Source organism: Mesorhizobium sp. M0184, from assembly GCF_040322215.1.
In the GTDB taxonomy this organism is placed as follows: domain Bacteria; phylum Pseudomonadota; class Alphaproteobacteria; order Rhizobiales; family Rhizobiaceae; genus Mesorhizobium.
In genome coordinates this window covers 73,839-88,169 of sequence record NZ_JAMYSZ010000005.1, presented here as the reverse complement: position 1 = coordinate 88,169, position 14,331 = coordinate 73,839, and the positions used below count along the sequence as shown (strand labels likewise).

The following is a 14,331-nucleotide window of genomic DNA, read 5'->3' as shown; positions in this document are numbered from 1 at the left end:
CGTGAGGAGTTGCCATCATGCATTTTAAAATAGCATTGAAACTTGCCGGATTTGTTGCAATTTTTGTTTTCGGAGGATCGGCCTGTACTGTGCCATCAACTCCTGAGATACTGAACTGTTCAAATGGAATCTTTGCCGATAATTGGCCGTTCACTTGGCGAGCAGTTGAGGAGAAATGTATATCACGCGTAACCTCGCAAATTGCGAAGGAGTTCATGGACTGGAATACGAAGTATGAAGAATTTAATGAGGATACTGGTGCACTTTACCTTTTTATATGGACGAGATTGATTGATAAGAATCTTGCGACTCCATTGCAATTGGACGAGAGAACGAAAGATTTTGATCAAGTAACTCGATCGCTTACGGACTCTTATGTTGGCATTTACGACGATATTGAAAAATTGCAGGAAGAATTGAAAATGTCTTTGGCCCAAAAAGGAGGCGGGGATGCGAATTCGCTCTATGCGATAAGGCTTTTAGGTTTAGTTCCAATTGAGCACGCGCGGCCCACCATTTTGTTCCTGAAGAGTCTGGTTGATCTTGACACCAACACCATTAAGGTCACGGGACAATACGGGGAAGAGATTGTAGAAATGCAAGAGTTGTTGGATTATCGGGCCAGTGCACAAGGTCGTTAGTTGCCATTCACAGATCCTAATTATGACGCGGCTCATTACTTAGTGGCCGCTATTGTGCGGCAGGAACTGGAGAGAATTTCGCAATTTCGGTGCACTTTTATCGCGTTCGCCCGGCTATCATTGCACGTAGATTGACCACATGGCCCGCCTTGCCCGCATAGCGGCGTCCGGCTTCTACAACATCGGCCAGCTCACCTCCACCAACCCTGGGGCAACGCAAGGCAACAAGTATGACGGCTTTGGCAAGCTCGCCCGCCGGGACGTCACGCTGGGCACGCTGACCCACACCACGACCAGCGTGCGCGATGCCTCCGGCCAGACGGGTTGTTGATAAATACGGAGCTCGATATACGGTGGACGTAACTGTTACAGGTCCGGCCGCCACCGTTGAGGTTCGCACCGGGGGGATTTTTAGCCCCCGGTTCAAACGTCCCGTCGCTGATGGCACTATTCGTGAAGTAGAGTCCCGCTATGAAACCAAAGATCAACGACGTTGTGAGATTGATTTGTGATATGCTGGGAGAATCCCTTCAGGCCGGAGCTTTAGGAGTCGTTGTTGAAGAGCATTCTTATCCCGAGGAGGCATACGAGATTGAATTCAGTAGCGAAAATGGGAAGACCATCGCTCAATTAGCCTTACTTCCAAACCAGTTCGTACTGATTGCTGTGTAAGGAATTACAGCGCACTCTTTTCCATATCTCCTCTCCGAATTACGACATGATCCGGAATTACGCACTACGGTCGCATTACGAATTACGGTGACACCCATTAGCCGGCGGCTCGTCAAGAGCACGAAGCCGTAGGGCACGGTTTTTGATGACTGAGTTCAAGATCATACCTTTCACTGGCGCCGGGGAAATAGAGTTTGGAATGTCCCTGAATCAGATTAGACGGCGTCTTGGGACAAATTTTCGAACATTCAAACGATCTATCAGGGATACGTTTCCTTGCGACTATTTCGAAAATATTGGGGTATTTTGTTACTATAGTAAATCAGGAAAATTGAACGCGGTCGAATTCACGAGTCCTGCCGCTCCTTCTCTGAATGGGGTTCGATTTCTAGGAACAGGATTTGAATCCGCAAAACGTGCACTTATTTCATTGGGCCAAGAAATCGAAGAAGAAATTGATGGGGCAATCGCTTTTGGCCTTGGGGTCAGTATTTATGCCCCGTTGGCAAAAGAAGATTCCATGGCGCCTGTCGAGACAGTGCTAATCTTTCAGAAAGGATACTACCAATAGCAGCAAGGCATACAAATTTTCCGATCCGTTGGAGGAATTGTGGAATTACGGTGACACTCATTAGCCGGCCGCGCGTCAAGAGTGCAGAGCATTTTTTTTGGCAGCGCGAACTGCCAATCCAATTCAGTGCCCAGCATTTGAACCGCACCCGTTCTCGGTTGACAGCTGCGTTCGCACCGCGCCAGATCAGGATCAAGCATCGACCGGCTCCTGGCAGGCGGCATCGCCGCCCCGGAAGAGGAGGATTCTTTCGGTAGTTGGAAATGCCCCGGAAGATCGGAGGTGCAGAGATTATGGATATGGACGGAACCCTTGAGAAGATATTCTCAGTAACAGCCATATGGACATCGGCCGCGACCATCCCTGTTTCGCTGATTTGGGGTGAATCCGCCTGGATGGCGGTTTTTATTGGCGCGATAGTTGCTGCCTCCTTTGCCTTTCCAAGAAGGTTAGCGGAGCTTCTCAATCGTTTCGAACACCCCATCGGTTATCTGGAGAGGAATTTCAAAAATGACTGGACCGGATGGAAGTATACAAAATCAAGCATAAAAATGATATATAATTTGAGTATTATCCAAAAGTATCACTATATATTACTTTTAATTACTGCCATTCATTTTATGATTTCGGGCGCCTTAAGTGAAAGCGGATTGGCTGTCGCGTATCTCGCAATTATGGCTGCATTCTCTTTGATTTCAGTTTCTTTTACACTGCATAAGAGAAACAGGTAGCGCTATGATAGTACTTTGAGCATCCGCTTGAGTGCCAATGAAGGATCTTCCCGGTTCCAAGATTGTTTCCCAAAAAGAAGCTAAAGTCGGTGATGTTGTTTAGTCGAGTGCAAAATTCGATGACGCCACCGGGGCGCCCTCTCTCCGGTCGCTTGATCCCGATTGATATTGATATCAGAAATAGGTGGCTGAAATGAAAATTAGTAAGCAGTGCCTACTTTCGGCCGCTGTGCTGAGTGCTGCGACTGCCGTATTGGTCTTGCTTATATTCTATCAGCAAATCACTGGCCCTTCGCCCAGATGGGAGGACGCGCTATCGCGTGAAAAGTTGACCGCACAATTTGGTGACATAAAAACTATTAGAAGAAGTCGGATTTGGGCCTATCTCGGTAAGCCCGATGAACCAAATATGGTCAAGCAATACGATCTTTGGTCTGACGACGATTTATTTGGAAAATATTTCGACGTAGTATACGACACCGAAGAATATAAGGAAAAACCGGATCATCAAGATCCGATTGCGATATATATGTTTTACCAATGCACAGTTATTTTATTTTACCACAAGTTTATACTGAATTCATCTCAGATTGACCTTGAATTGCTGTAACTCAACAATCCTGCCGATGCCTCAGCCTTGCGGCTTGACCACATCGGCCGGGCTGATGTCGAGCAGGTCGAGCGTGCGGCGCAACAGCTGCATCTCGCTCCCGGCAAGTTGCGAATCGGCCTTGGCGATCTCGGCCATGTGGCGGGCGAGCAGCTTGCGCCGTTCGACGTCGAGGTCGCGGAATTGGGCGACGGCCTGCGAGCTGTTGGTCTCGTAGCCGAAATCGTTGAGATATTCGATGACGCTGTCGACGCTGGTTTCGGGTATGCCGAAGGCGTCGCGGCAGATACGCCTGAAGGCGGTCATTTCGCTTTCGCTGACCGAACCGTCGGCCAGGATCATACGGAACAGCATCAGCAATTCCGCCGACAGCACCGGATCGTCCGCGACCTTGCGCACGCCGGGGTCGCCGTCGAAGATCGAGCGTATCTGGTCCAGCAATCCCATCGCCATCAGCCCCTTCCGATTCGTCGGGAAGGTAGCGCGGAATCGGCTTGGCGCAAACGGGGTGCGATGGTGGAAAAGCCGCCTGCGTGCACTCATTGGTGTGTGACCGCGCGACTGATAGTATGCCGTTGTACGAATCATGTTGAGGAGGGACCGAACATGAATCTCAGTGCGCCTACCCAGCTTATTTTCATTATATCCCTTGTTATCGCCATTATCGGCGTTCTCGCCGCGCTTGGCGTCCTTGCGTTCATCCCTTTGGCTGCTGTGTGGATTGTCGTCATCGCTTACATCGTGCTGGCCGCCGGCTGCCTGATGCGCGGCGCCTAAACACGTCCAGACAATTCAGAATCTCAGGCAACTCGGAGCGCCCGGCCAAAAGCCGGGCGCTTTTGATTCCGACGAATGGTCTGTTAAAGTCGCGTGGCGGAAGGAAAGCGCATGCCCGACAGCGAAGACGGCAGCCGCCACGAAAGCCCAGGCCTCGATCGGTTCGAGATGGTGCGGCGCGCGCCGAGCCATCGGCTTCAGGGCGCCGTCACCGACATATGCGGCTTTCGCGAAACCATGCCAGGCCATTTCCGCGCCGTCGAATATGCCTCGCTGACCGTGCCGCTGGTCATCAGCTTTGCCGAACCCTTTGCCATCGGGCTCGGCCATGACCCGGGCGACAATGACCGCTTCGCCAGTTTTGCCGCCGGCCTTTATGCCGGGCCGGTAGTGATCGAATCCTTCGGCGGCGCCTGCTGTGTGCAGATCAATTTCAGCCCGCTCGGCGCTCGTCGCTTCTTCGGCCGCCCGATGATCGAACTGACCGACCGCATGGTCGGCCTGGATGACGTGCTCGGCGTAGAAGGCATCGCGCTGCGCGAAAGGCTCGGCAATGCACCGGATTGGAGCTCACGCTTTGCCATCGCCGAAGCCTTCGTTGGCGATCGGTTGGCAACCGCGGACCGCACCCAGGCCGAAATGGTCTGGGCCTATGAGACGATCGTCTCGACGCGTGGGCGGACCCGCATCTCGACGCTGGCCGAAAAGCTTGGCTGGAGCCGCAAGCATCTTACCGGAAAATTTTCGGACGCTATCGGCACCGGCCCAAAAACGCTCTCGCGCATCGTCCGCTTCAATCATGCGCTTGGCCTGTCGAGACAGGCGAACAGCGCTTGGGCCGACATCGCCGCCGACTGCGGCTATGCCGACCAGGCGCATCTGGTACGCGAGTTTCGCGACCTGGCAGGCGTCGCGCCGACGGCGCTTGCCGCGAGGTAACATTTCTTCAAGACGCGCAACCGGCCATCGCGCAGACTGGGTTGATCGACCAACCCGCTGAAGGAGATCAGCCATGCCGAACACCCCCGAACCACCGCGGCTTTATCCGGCGCTGCGCTACAGGAATGCCGGCAAGATGATCGATTGGCTGTGCGAGGCCTTCGGCTTCAGCGTTCGCGCCCGCTATGGCGAAGGCGACGTGGTGCACCACGCCGAACTCGCTTTCGGCTCTTCGATCGTCATGCTCGGCACGGCGCGCGACGACGCCTATGGCAAGATGGTCGGCGCGCCGGGTTCGGGTGGCGGCAAGTCGATCTACGTTGCGGTCGCTGACGCAGACGCGGCATACGCGCGGGCAAAGACCGCCGGCGCCGAGATTCTGGAAGAACTCACCGACCGCGACTATGGCAGCCGCGAATTCATCTGCCGCGATCCGGAAGGCAACGTCTGGTCGTTCGGCACCTACTGGCCGAAGGCTGACGAGAAAGCATGATCCCGAAAAGTGGAGACCGGTTTTCGGACAAGATCATGCTCAGGCAAAGTATCTAACGCGCCAGCCCAAAAATCGTGTCGCAGTCGAGGTGGGTTTCCAGTTCGGCTGCGATCTCGTCCAGTGCCCGTTCGACCTCGGCGCGGTAGTCGATGCCGCCGCCCTTGACGCCGAGGCTTTCGAGGAATTTCGCCCGGAAGGCATCGGCGGAAAACAGCCCGTGCATATAGGTGCCCACCACCTTGCCGTCGGCCGAGATAGCGCCGTCATCGATACCGTTGATAACGGCGGACGGCCGCAGCGTGTCCGGACCTGTGGTGCGGCCGAGATGGATCTCGTAGCCCTCGAGCGGCAGGTCGAACGGCACCGAGCGCGCGCTGACGTTGCGCACCGTCTTACCCGGCTCCATCACCGTTTCGACGTCGAGCAGCCCGAGGCCTTGCGTTTCTGTAACGCTGCCCTCGATGCCGTCGGGATCGCGCACGATATGACCAAGCATCTGGAAGCCGCCGCAAATGCCGACGATATGACCACCGCGTTTCCTATGCGCGGCAAGGTCGCGGTCCCAGCCGTTCTCGCGAAATTTCAGGAGATCGCCGATCGTCGACTTCGAGCCGGGAATGACCACCAGACCCGCATCTTCGGGCAAGCGCTCACCAGGCGGCACGAACACCACCTCAACCTGCGGTTCGGCCTTGAGCGGGTCGAGATCGTCGAAATTGGCGATGCGCGAGAGCACCGGCACGGCGATCTTCAGCGCTCGCTTCTCGCCGGACGCCAGTCGCTCGAGCACGACGGAATCTTCCGATGGCAGCCGCGCCGCCGCCTTCAGCCACGGCACGACGCCAAAACAGCGCCAGCCGGTGAATTTTTCGATCGCCTCGATGCCGTCTTCGAACAGCGAGACATCGCCGCGGAACTTGTTGATGAGGTAGCCGACGATCATGCGCCGGTCCTCCTCCGGCAGGATCAGATGGGTGCCGGCGACCGAGGCGATAACGCCGCCGCGATCGATATCGCCGACCAGGATCACCGGCACGCCGGCGCGCGTCGCAAAGCCCATATTGGCAATGTCGCGGCTCCTGAGATTGATCTCGGCCGGCGACCCGGCGCCCTCGACAATGACCAGATCGGCGCCCTCGCCGACCTTTGACCAGGAGTCCAGCACCGCATCCATCAGCCGGCCCTTCAGCGCCTGGTAGTCGCGCGCCCGCGCCTCGCCGAACACCTTGCCCTGCACGACGACTTGAGCGCCGACATCGGTCTGCGGCTTGAGCAGCACCGGGTTCATGTGGACGGTCGGCGCTGCGCCGCAGGCGATCGCCTGCAGCCATTGGGCGCGGCCGATCTCGCCGCCGCCTGAATCGCCTGGAATATCGGCGACAGCGGCGTTGTTCGACATGTTCTGCGGCTTGAACGGCCGCACTTTCAAGCCGCGCTTCTTCGCCGCGCGGCAGAGGCCGGCAACCAGCACCGTCTTGCCGACATCGGAACCCGTGCCCTGCAGCATGATCGCTTTGGCCATATCAGCCCCTGCCCTGCGCAACGGTTCCGGTGATCGTCGACTTGGCCGCCAGTGGCCCACCACGCCAGATGTAGAGCGCCAGCAGCGGCTCCCTGCCGGTGCGCATGGCGTGGCTGATATCAGGGGCATGATGGATCACCTCGCCCGCCGCTCGAAGGCGAAAACCGCCGTCGCCCATGCGCCATTCGGTGCCGCCGGTCAGCGGGATGTAGATCTCCTCCGCGACATGGTGGTGATCGGGGTAGACGATGTCGGGCCCAAGGATCAGCAGGCCGGCCGCGACCTCTTCATTGACGAAATGGCCGCGCGTGCCGAACACCTCCAGCCAGCCGTAATTGTCGATGAAAACCTTGCCGAAATCCGCCTCGCTATAGGTCTGCCCCCAGCGCAGATCGCCGCGACACTCCGCAACCAGCCGCGCCAGCGGCTTGGCGGCAGCGGGAGCGAGTTCTACGACACGGTCGAGCTGGACAAGACACGGCAGTGCATGCGGTTCGAGCGGCCGGCCTGGCATGTCCCAGCCGATCCGGGCCACGGCGTCGCGCACCAGCGCATCGTCGAACGTCTGGAGATAGGCATGGAAGCGTCCAAGCAGTTCGTCGAAATTTGTCGTCACACTTTGCTCCAAAGCGCATTCGCACACAGCCGCTGCCCAGATGGTTGGATGGAGACGATCGGGTTGCGCGGCGGCATCATTGGTCTAGATTGGACTGCGCGCAAAGCCAAAAACGACAGGCCAGCAGGCCGGAAACATCAGGGAGCACGCCATGGACGCCGCTGTCGATGCGGGCACCAGCCAGTTCGAACTCAACGAAGACCAGCGCGCCATCCAGGAGATGGCCGAGGCCTTCGCCGCCGACCGTGTGGCGCCGAACGCACTCGACTGGGATCGCAACAAATATTTCCCCGCCGATGTGATCCGCGAGACGGGCCCGCTCGGCCTTGGCGGCATCTATGTCCGCGACGACGTCGGCGGCTCAGGGCTCGGCCGGCTCGACGCCGTGCTGATCTTCGAGGCGCTTTCGCGGGCCGATCCGGCGTTTTCCGCCTTCATCTCGATCCACAACATGGCGGCATCGATGATCGACCGCTTCGGCAGCGACGAGCAGCGCCGGCGCTTCCTGCCGAAGCTGACCTCGATGGAATGGCTGGCCAGCTACTGCCTGACCGAGCCGGGTTCGGGATCCGATGCCGCGGCGCTGAAGACGCGCGCGGTCAAAAGCGGCGGCGACTATGTGCTGAACGGCGCCAAGCAGTTTATCTCCGGTGCCGGCGACAGCGACCTCTATGTCGTCATGGCGCGCACCGGCGCCGACGGGCCGAAGGGCATTTCCACCTTCGTCGTGCCGAACGATGCGCCCGGTCTTTCCTTCGGCGCCAACGAGCACAAGATGGGCTGGCACATGCAGTCGACCCGCCAGGTCGTCTTCGAGGATTGCAAGGTGCCGGCCGAAAATCTTTTGTCGGCTGAAGGCGCCGGTTTCGGCATCGCCATGGCCGGGCTCGACGGCGGCCGGTTGAACATCGCCGCCTGTTCGCTCGGCGGCGCGCAATCGGCGTTCGACAAGGCGCTCGCTTACACGGCCGAGCGCAAGGCTTTCGGCTCGAAGATCAACCAGTTCCAGGCGCTGCAGTTCAAGCTTGCCGACATGGAGACCGAATTGCAGGCAGCACGCATCTTCCTCTACACCGCCGCCTCGAAGCTCGACCGCAACGCGCCGGATGCCTCGAAATGGTCGGCGATGGCGAAGCGCTTTGTCACCGACACCGGCTTCAATGTCGCCAACGACGCCCTGCAGCTGCACGGCGGCTATGGTTATCTGCACGATTACGGCATCGAGAAGCTGGTGCGCGACCTGCGCGTCCACCAGATCCTCGAAGGCACCAACGAGATCATGCGCGTCATCATCGCACGCGGGCTGATCGGACGGTAAGGCAGTAGGCAGAAGGCAGTAGGCAGTAGGCAGTAGGCAGTAGGCAGTAGGCAGTAGGCAGTAGGCAGAAAGATGACCGGCAAGATCAATTCGTACAAGGATCTTATCGTATGGCAGCAGGCGATGGATCTGGCCGTCACCACCTACTCCCTGACCAAGGCATGGCCAAAAGAGGAATTGTATGGGTTGACCAGCCAAATCCGCCGCTCAGCAACCTCTATTCCTGCAAACATCGCGGAAGGTTACGGCCGAGACAACAGAGGCTCCTATCAGCAATTTCTCAGGATTGCCCAGGGATCGCTGAAGGAGTTCGAGACACACCTCCAGATCGCTGAACGCATTGGCCTTGCTACGCATGATCAAGCTTATCACGTGCTTTTAGCGACCGAGGGCATCGGGAAAATGCTTCGCCAACTTATTAGCAAACTTGCGCCCGAATAGGTCGCTTACTGCCTACTGCCTACTGCCTACTGCCTACTGCCTACCCAAACCACGGAGCGCCATTATGACCACCATCGCCTTCATCGGCCTCGGCAATATGGGCAATCCGATGGCCGCCAACCTGGTCAAGGCCGGGTATGCCGTGCACGGCTTCGACCTGGTGCCGGAGAACCTCGTCATCGCTAGGGAACACGGCGTCGTCATTATGGCCAACGCCGTTGCAGCGGTGAAGGACGCCGATGCGGTCATCACCATGCTGCCAGCCGGCAAGCATGTTCTGTCGGTTTACGCAGACATAGTGTCCAAGGCAAAAAAAGGCGCGCTGTTCATCGATTCCTCGACCATCGATGTCGAGTCGGCTCGAAAGGCCCATGCCATCGCCGCCAAGCACGGGTTGCTGTCGATCGACGCGCCGGTCTCCGGCGGCACGGGCGGTGCGGCGGCCGGCACGCTGACCTTCATGGCCGGCGGTTCGAAGGATGCCTTCGCCAAGGCCGAACCAATCCTCAAGCCGATGGCCGGCCGCATCGTTCATTGCGGCGACGACGGCGCCGGACAGGCGGCGAAGATCTGCAACAACATGATTTTGGGCATTTCGATGATCGGCGTTGCCGAGGCCTTCGTGCTGGCGGAAAAGCTCGGCCTGTCGCACCAGGCGCTGTTCGACGTCGCCTCGACCTCGTCCGGCCAGTGCTGGTCGCTGACCACCTATTGCCCGGTGCCCGGCCCGGTGCCGACATCGCCCGCCAACAATGGCTATAAGCCTGGCTTCGCGGCGGCACTGATGCTGAAGGACCTGAAACTGTCGCAGGAGGCCGCACAGAGCGTCGGTGCAGCAACGCCGCTCGGCGCCGAGGCAGCCCAGCTCTATGCGCTGTTCAACGCACAAGGGAATGCCGGCGCGGATTTTTCCGGCATCATTGATTTCCTCCGTGGTAACCCGGCGTAAGCTCCAAGTTCACAGGTTTTCGATCTGCCCAAAGCGGAAAGTCGGCAAATTTAGGTTTGCTTAAGCTCTTGCTAACCCTGCAGTAACGATATGCGTTTAAAACGGATTGCGAGGCGGACATCCGCCCGGCGCTCCGGATCAGGTCTCGCGTACCGGAGCCCGTAAGTTTCGCCGTTAGTTTCGCAAGTGTATTGTTGGCGAAGCGCCATGCGTATCTGGCAAAGCCGCGTTCCGATGGAGCGCGGTTTTTGCGTTTCGCATCCTCGCCTGGCGAGCGCCCATTCAAACGCCGGGCGCCCGCCCGACATGGAGCGCCCGGCGATCGCCTCCCTAATGCTTGCGCAAATCTGCTTGCGCCAGGTCGAGCGCCGTGGCGATGCGGTCGCAGGCCATGTCGATCGTCTCGCGCGTCCAGATCAGCGGCGGCGACAGGATCATCGTGTCGCCGGTGGCGCGCAGCATCATGCCCTGGGCAATCGCGTGGTCGCGAACCATCACCGCCGCGCTGCCGGCCGGCAGGAAGCGCTCCTTGGTCACCTTGTCCTTGACGATCTCGATCGCCCCCATCAGCCCGAACGAGCGCACCTCGCCGACCAGATCGTGGCCGCCGAGGCGTTCCTGCAGCGCCCTGGCGAAGTAAGGCCCGGTGTCGTTCCTCACGCGCTCGACCAGGCCTTCCCGCTCGATGATCTCGAGGTTCTTTAGCGCCACCGCGCAGGCCACAGGATGCCCGGCATAGGTGTAGCCGTGATAGAATTCGCCGCCCTTTTCGACCAGCGTCGCCGCGATGCGGTCGCCGACCAGCAGCGCCGACAGCGGCTGATAGCCAGAGGTCAGCGCCTTGGCCGTGGTGATGGTGTCGGGCTCGACATCGAAGGCTTGTGCGGCGAACCACTCGCCTGTGCGGCCATATCCGGTGATGACCTCGTCCAGCATCAGCAGGACATCGTATTTGCGGCAGATGCGCTGCACCTCCGGCCAATAGCTCATCGGCGGGATCTTCACCCCGCCTGCCCCCATCACCGGCTCGCCGATGAAGGCGGCCACCTTGTCGGCGCCGGCTTCGAGGATCGCGTCCTCGACCGCTTTTGCCGCGCGCAGGCCGAAATCATGGTCGCTTTCGCCGGGCAGTGCGAGCTCATAGGCATAGGGCATCATCACATGGACGATGTTGGGCACGGCGCCGCCGAGCTGCTTGTGCATCAAATCCATGCCGCCGAGCGAGGCGCCGGCGATGGTCGAGCCGTGGTAGCCCATCTTGCGTGAGATGATGCGGTTCTTCTCGGGCCTGCCTTCCAGCACCCAATAGTGACGGACCAGGCGCAGCGCCGTGTCGTTGGCCTCCGAACCGGACGAGCCGTAGAACACCTGGTTGATGTGCCTTGGCGCGATCTCCGCCAGCTTTTTCGACAGCAGAACCGGCGTCGGCGTCGAGCATTTGAAGAAAGAGTTGTAGTAGGGCAATTCCTTCATCTGGGCGTAGGCGGCGTCGGCCAGCTCGTCGCGGCCATAGCCGACATTGACGCACCACAGCCCAGCCATGCCGTCGAGGATTTCCGTCCCTTCGGCATCATAGATGAACGGCCCGTTGGCGTGGGTGATGATGCGCGAGCCGGTCTCGCGCATCTCTTTGTGGTCGGTGAACGGATGAAGGTGATGCGCGGCATCGATCTGCTGAAGCTGCTTCAGCGAATAATTCTGGTAGGTCATGTCTGGTCTTTCCTCTTGAACCAATCCGGCAGCTTTCGCGCCGGGGCGGATTCGTCAGAGGACAGCGGGCGGCGAATAGCCGATGCGAGCGCAGAGCCGCAACAGCTCGGCGCGTAGCGTGCGCGACGACGGCGTCACCGCCACCCCAAATGCGCAACCCGATTTCGCCAGCCGAGCCATGCATGCACCTTAGGCTGCCTCGAGCCCTCAGTTCAAGCGGTGCCGGTCAAGCGACGCCGGTCAATTGGTGCCAGTCAGGGCCCGCTGCAGGAAGACGTACTTCATCGCCGCCTGTGCGGCCTGCGGCCGCCGATCGCCGCGTCCGCCATGGCCGCCCTCGGTCTCCTCAAAGAACAGCGTCTTGCCGTGGCCGGCCGCCTGCAGCCGTGCCGCCATCTTGCGGGCATGCCCGGGATGGACGCGATCGTCGGCGGTCGAGGTCGTCAGCAACACCGGCGGATAGGCTGCATCCGTGTCTACATGCTGGTAGGGCGAATAGGCGGCGAGCCAGGCTGCCTCTTCCGGCTTCGCCGGATCGCCATACTCGGCCATCCACGACGCGCCGGGCGGCAGTTCGGTGTAGCGCAGCATATCGAGCAGCGGCACGTCGATGATCACTGCACCGAACAATTCCGGGTGCTGGGTCAGCGAGACGCCGGTCAGCAAGCCACCATTCGATCCGCCCTGGATGCCCAGCGTGGCGGGCGTAGCGATGCCGCGTTTGACCAGATCTTGCGCGACCGCGGCGAAATCGTCGAAGGCATTCTGGCGATTGGCCTTGAGCGCCGCCTGATGCCAGTTCGGGCCGAACTCGCCGCCGCCGCGGATGTTGGCCTGCACATAGGCATTGCCCTTCTCCAGCCACAGCCTGCCGCGCACGCCGGCATAGCCGGGCAGCAGCGGCACTTCGAAGCCGCCATAGCCGTAAAGCAATGTCGGCACGGGTCCATGCAAGTCGCGCCTCCTGACGACGAAGTACGGGATCATCGTGCCATCCTTCGAGCGCGCCTCGAACTGTTCGGAGACCAGGGACGATGCATCGAAACGCGCCGGCTGCGACTTCACCGTTGCCAGCCCCGCGGCGTTGTCGTCCGACCAGATGATCGAGCTCGGCGTCAGGAAATCGGTGAAGGAGAAGGAGACGCTGGAACCGAAATGCTCGGCATGGCTGATGCCGACATTGCCGTTTTCGGGCAACGCCACGGGCTTGAACTCCCAGCCGCTGTCGCTGCGCTCGCCGGCGATGACCTTGCCGCGCACATTGTCCATCAAATTGATGAACAGCCGGTCCTGCGTGCGGGCAATGCCGGCGATCGAGACGCGGTGCGCCGGCTCGAGCACGGTATCGAGGGGTCCGAATAGCCCGGTTTCGATCCAGCGCTCGAAATCGAGTGAAGAGAGCCCGTCGGGCTTACACAGCGTGCCGTCCGGCGCAGTCCACGGGGTACGCACGCCGAAGACGAGCTGGCCCTTGAACAGCGCTGTATCGGTGACGTCGTCCGGCAACGGGATGCGCCTGTTCTCGCCGGAAGGCAGCCGCAGGAAACTGTGCGAGGCGAAGAAGTCGATGGTCCGGGCGAGGAAGACATGACGCTTGTCGCTGTCGAATTCGACGGACCCGCCGGCGGCAAGATCCTGCTTCAGCGCCTCGAAGATCGGCATCGCCGCTTCCAGTGGCGTGCCGCGCCGCCAAAGCTTGACCACGCGCGGATAACCGGACTGGGTCTTGTCGTCCTCCTCGAAGGCGGCGGAAACGGTAACCGTGTCCTCGTCCAGCCAGCTAAAGCTCGATTTCGAGGCAGGAGCGCGAAAGCCGCCATCGACGAACGATCTGCTTTCGATATCGAATTCGCGCATCTCGCTGGCATCGCCGCCATCCGGCGACAGGTTGAGCAGGCAGCGGCTGAAGTCGGGGTAGAGCCGGCTGGCGCCGCTGAACACCCATTTCACCCCCTCTTTCGCCGCCAGACTGTCGAAGTCGATGATCGTCTGCCATTCCGGCTTGTCGGTCTTGTAGGAGGCGACGGTGGTGCGCCGCCAAAGGCCGAGTACGTTCGTCCGGTCCTGCCAGAAATTATAGACATAGCCGTTGATAGCGGCCCCGACGGCGATGTTATCCTCGGCTGTCATCAGGTCGAGCGCGGTCTCGAACGACATCTGATAGGACGGATCACCCTGCAGCTCCCCGACCGTAACTGCATTTTGGTGATGCACCCAGTCGAGCGCCTGCTTGCCCCTCCTGTCCTCAAGCCAGAGAAACGGGTCTTCGGCCGCCGAACCCGGCTGGCCCTTGGTATTCGATTTGGTCATGAGGTCTCCGGTTGACTCGGGTGGCGACATA

17 protein-coding genes are annotated in these 14,331 nt (G+C 59.6%); 12 read left to right on the top strand and 5 right to left on the bottom strand.

Annotated features, from left to right (window positions below):
• Window positions 1–17: 17 nt before the first annotated feature.
• The 6 genes from NKJ23_RS08740 (at window position 18) to NKJ23_RS08715 (ending at window position 3,225) form a co-directional block, all read left to right on the top strand.
• Complete coding sequence (locus NKJ23_RS08740) at window positions 18–641, top strand: DNA polymerase Y subunit UmuC family protein (protein ID WP_352679996.1); 624 nt, start codon at window positions 18–20, stop codon at window positions 639–641.
• Between the two features lie 139 nt (window positions 642–780).
• Window positions 781–972, top strand: coding sequence for a hypothetical protein (locus tag NKJ23_RS08735; RefSeq protein ID WP_023676475.1), 192 nt, complete (start codon window positions 781–783; stop codon window positions 970–972).
• A gap of 140 nt (window positions 973–1,112) precedes the next feature.
• Window positions 1,113–1,313: a DUF4926 domain-containing protein gene (locus NKJ23_RS08730; RefSeq protein WP_023676476.1), complete on the top strand. Its 201-nt coding sequence runs from the start codon at window positions 1,113–1,115 to the stop codon at window positions 1,311–1,313.
• A 145-nt stretch (window positions 1,314–1,458) separates the two neighbouring features.
• Window positions 1,459–1,884 carry a hypothetical protein gene (locus NKJ23_RS08725; RefSeq protein WP_352679994.1) on the top strand — a complete coding sequence of 142 codons (426 nt, stop codon included), beginning with the start codon at window positions 1,459–1,461 and terminating at the stop codon, window positions 1,882–1,884.
• 263 nt (window positions 1,885–2,147) lie between these two features.
• On the top strand, window positions 2,148–2,615 hold the full coding sequence (locus NKJ23_RS08720) for a hypothetical protein (RefSeq protein ID WP_352500931.1): 468 nt from the start codon (window positions 2,148–2,150) through the stop codon (window positions 2,613–2,615).
• 193 nt (window positions 2,616–2,808) lie between these two features.
• Entirely contained in the window at window positions 2,809–3,225 is a 417-nt protein-coding gene (locus tag NKJ23_RS08715) for a hypothetical protein (RefSeq protein WP_352500932.1), read from the top strand.
• A 21-nt stretch (window positions 3,226–3,246) separates the two neighbouring features.
• Here NKJ23_RS08715 and NKJ23_RS08710 read toward each other — a convergent pair whose 3' ends face one another.
• Complete coding sequence (locus NKJ23_RS08710) at window positions 3,247–3,678, bottom strand: TerB family tellurite resistance protein (protein WP_352490694.1); 432 nt, start codon at window positions 3,676–3,678, stop codon at window positions 3,247–3,249.
• A 153-nt stretch (window positions 3,679–3,831) separates the two neighbouring features.
• Between NKJ23_RS08710 and NKJ23_RS08705 the strand changes: the two genes are divergently transcribed.
• The 3 genes from NKJ23_RS08705 to NKJ23_RS08695 all read left to right on the top strand — a co-directional run bounded on the left by NKJ23_RS08705 (window position 3,832) and on the right by NKJ23_RS08695 (window position 5,434).
• Window positions 3,832–4,002 (top strand): hypothetical protein, encoded by a 171-nt coding sequence (locus NKJ23_RS08705; RefSeq protein ID WP_352451984.1) that lies wholly within the window; start codon window positions 3,832–3,834, stop codon window positions 4,000–4,002.
• A gap of 111 nt (window positions 4,003–4,113) precedes the next feature.
• A complete protein-coding gene (locus tag NKJ23_RS08700) occupies window positions 4,114–4,941 on the top strand; it encodes a helix-turn-helix domain-containing protein (RefSeq protein ID WP_352470313.1) in 828 nt (275 codons plus the stop codon).
• 73 nt (window positions 4,942–5,014) lie between these two features.
• The gene (locus tag NKJ23_RS08695) at window positions 5,015–5,434 is read left to right on the top strand and encodes a VOC family protein (RefSeq protein WP_352451986.1); all 420 of its coding nucleotides are present in this window, start codon (window positions 5,015–5,017) and stop codon (window positions 5,432–5,434) included.
• A 52-nt stretch (window positions 5,435–5,486) separates the two neighbouring features.
• On the opposite strand, the gene NKJ23_RS08690 is transcribed toward NKJ23_RS08695, so the two are convergent.
• Window positions 5,487–6,956: a cobyric acid synthase gene (locus NKJ23_RS08690; RefSeq protein WP_352679992.1), complete on the bottom strand. Its 1,470-nt coding sequence runs from the start codon at window positions 6,954–6,956 to the stop codon at window positions 5,487–5,489.
• Window position 6,957: 1 nt separating this feature from the next.
• On the bottom strand, window positions 6,958–7,572 hold the full coding sequence (locus NKJ23_RS08685; RefSeq protein ID WP_352679990.1) for a dimethylsulfonioproprionate lyase family protein: 615 nt from the start codon (window positions 7,570–7,572) through the stop codon (window positions 6,958–6,960).
• Between the two features lie 151 nt (window positions 7,573–7,723).
• On the opposite strand from NKJ23_RS08685, the gene NKJ23_RS08680 reads away from it, so the two are divergent.
• From NKJ23_RS08680 to mmsB, 3 genes are all read left to right on the top strand, one after another.
• The gene (locus NKJ23_RS08680; RefSeq protein ID WP_352679988.1) at window positions 7,724–8,890 is read left to right on the top strand and encodes an isobutyryl-CoA dehydrogenase; all 1,167 of its coding nucleotides are present in this window, start codon (window positions 7,724–7,726) and stop codon (window positions 8,888–8,890) included.
• Window positions 8,891–8,962: 72 nt separating this feature from the next.
• The gene (locus tag NKJ23_RS08675) at window positions 8,963–9,331 is read left to right on the top strand and encodes a four helix bundle protein (protein ID WP_023719958.1); all 369 of its coding nucleotides are present in this window, start codon (window positions 8,963–8,965) and stop codon (window positions 9,329–9,331) included.
• Between the two features lie 64 nt (window positions 9,332–9,395).
• A complete protein-coding gene (mmsB, locus tag NKJ23_RS08670; protein ID WP_352500937.1) occupies window positions 9,396–10,280 on the top strand; it encodes a 3-hydroxyisobutyrate dehydrogenase in 885 nt (294 codons plus the stop codon).
• 330 nt (window positions 10,281–10,610) lie between these two features.
• Here mmsB and NKJ23_RS08665 read toward each other — a convergent pair whose 3' ends face one another.
• Together NKJ23_RS08665 and NKJ23_RS08660 are read right to left on the bottom strand one after the other, a co-directional pair.
• Window positions 10,611–11,990: an aspartate aminotransferase family protein gene (locus NKJ23_RS08665; protein ID WP_352568934.1), complete on the bottom strand. Its 1,380-nt coding sequence runs from the start codon at window positions 11,988–11,990 to the stop codon at window positions 10,611–10,613.
• A gap of 240 nt (window positions 11,991–12,230) precedes the next feature.
• Window positions 12,231–14,300, bottom strand: coding sequence for a prolyl oligopeptidase family serine peptidase (locus NKJ23_RS08660; RefSeq protein ID WP_352679985.1), 2,070 nt, complete (start codon window positions 14,298–14,300; stop codon window positions 12,231–12,233).
• Between the last annotated feature and the right edge of the window lie 31 nt (window positions 14,301–14,331).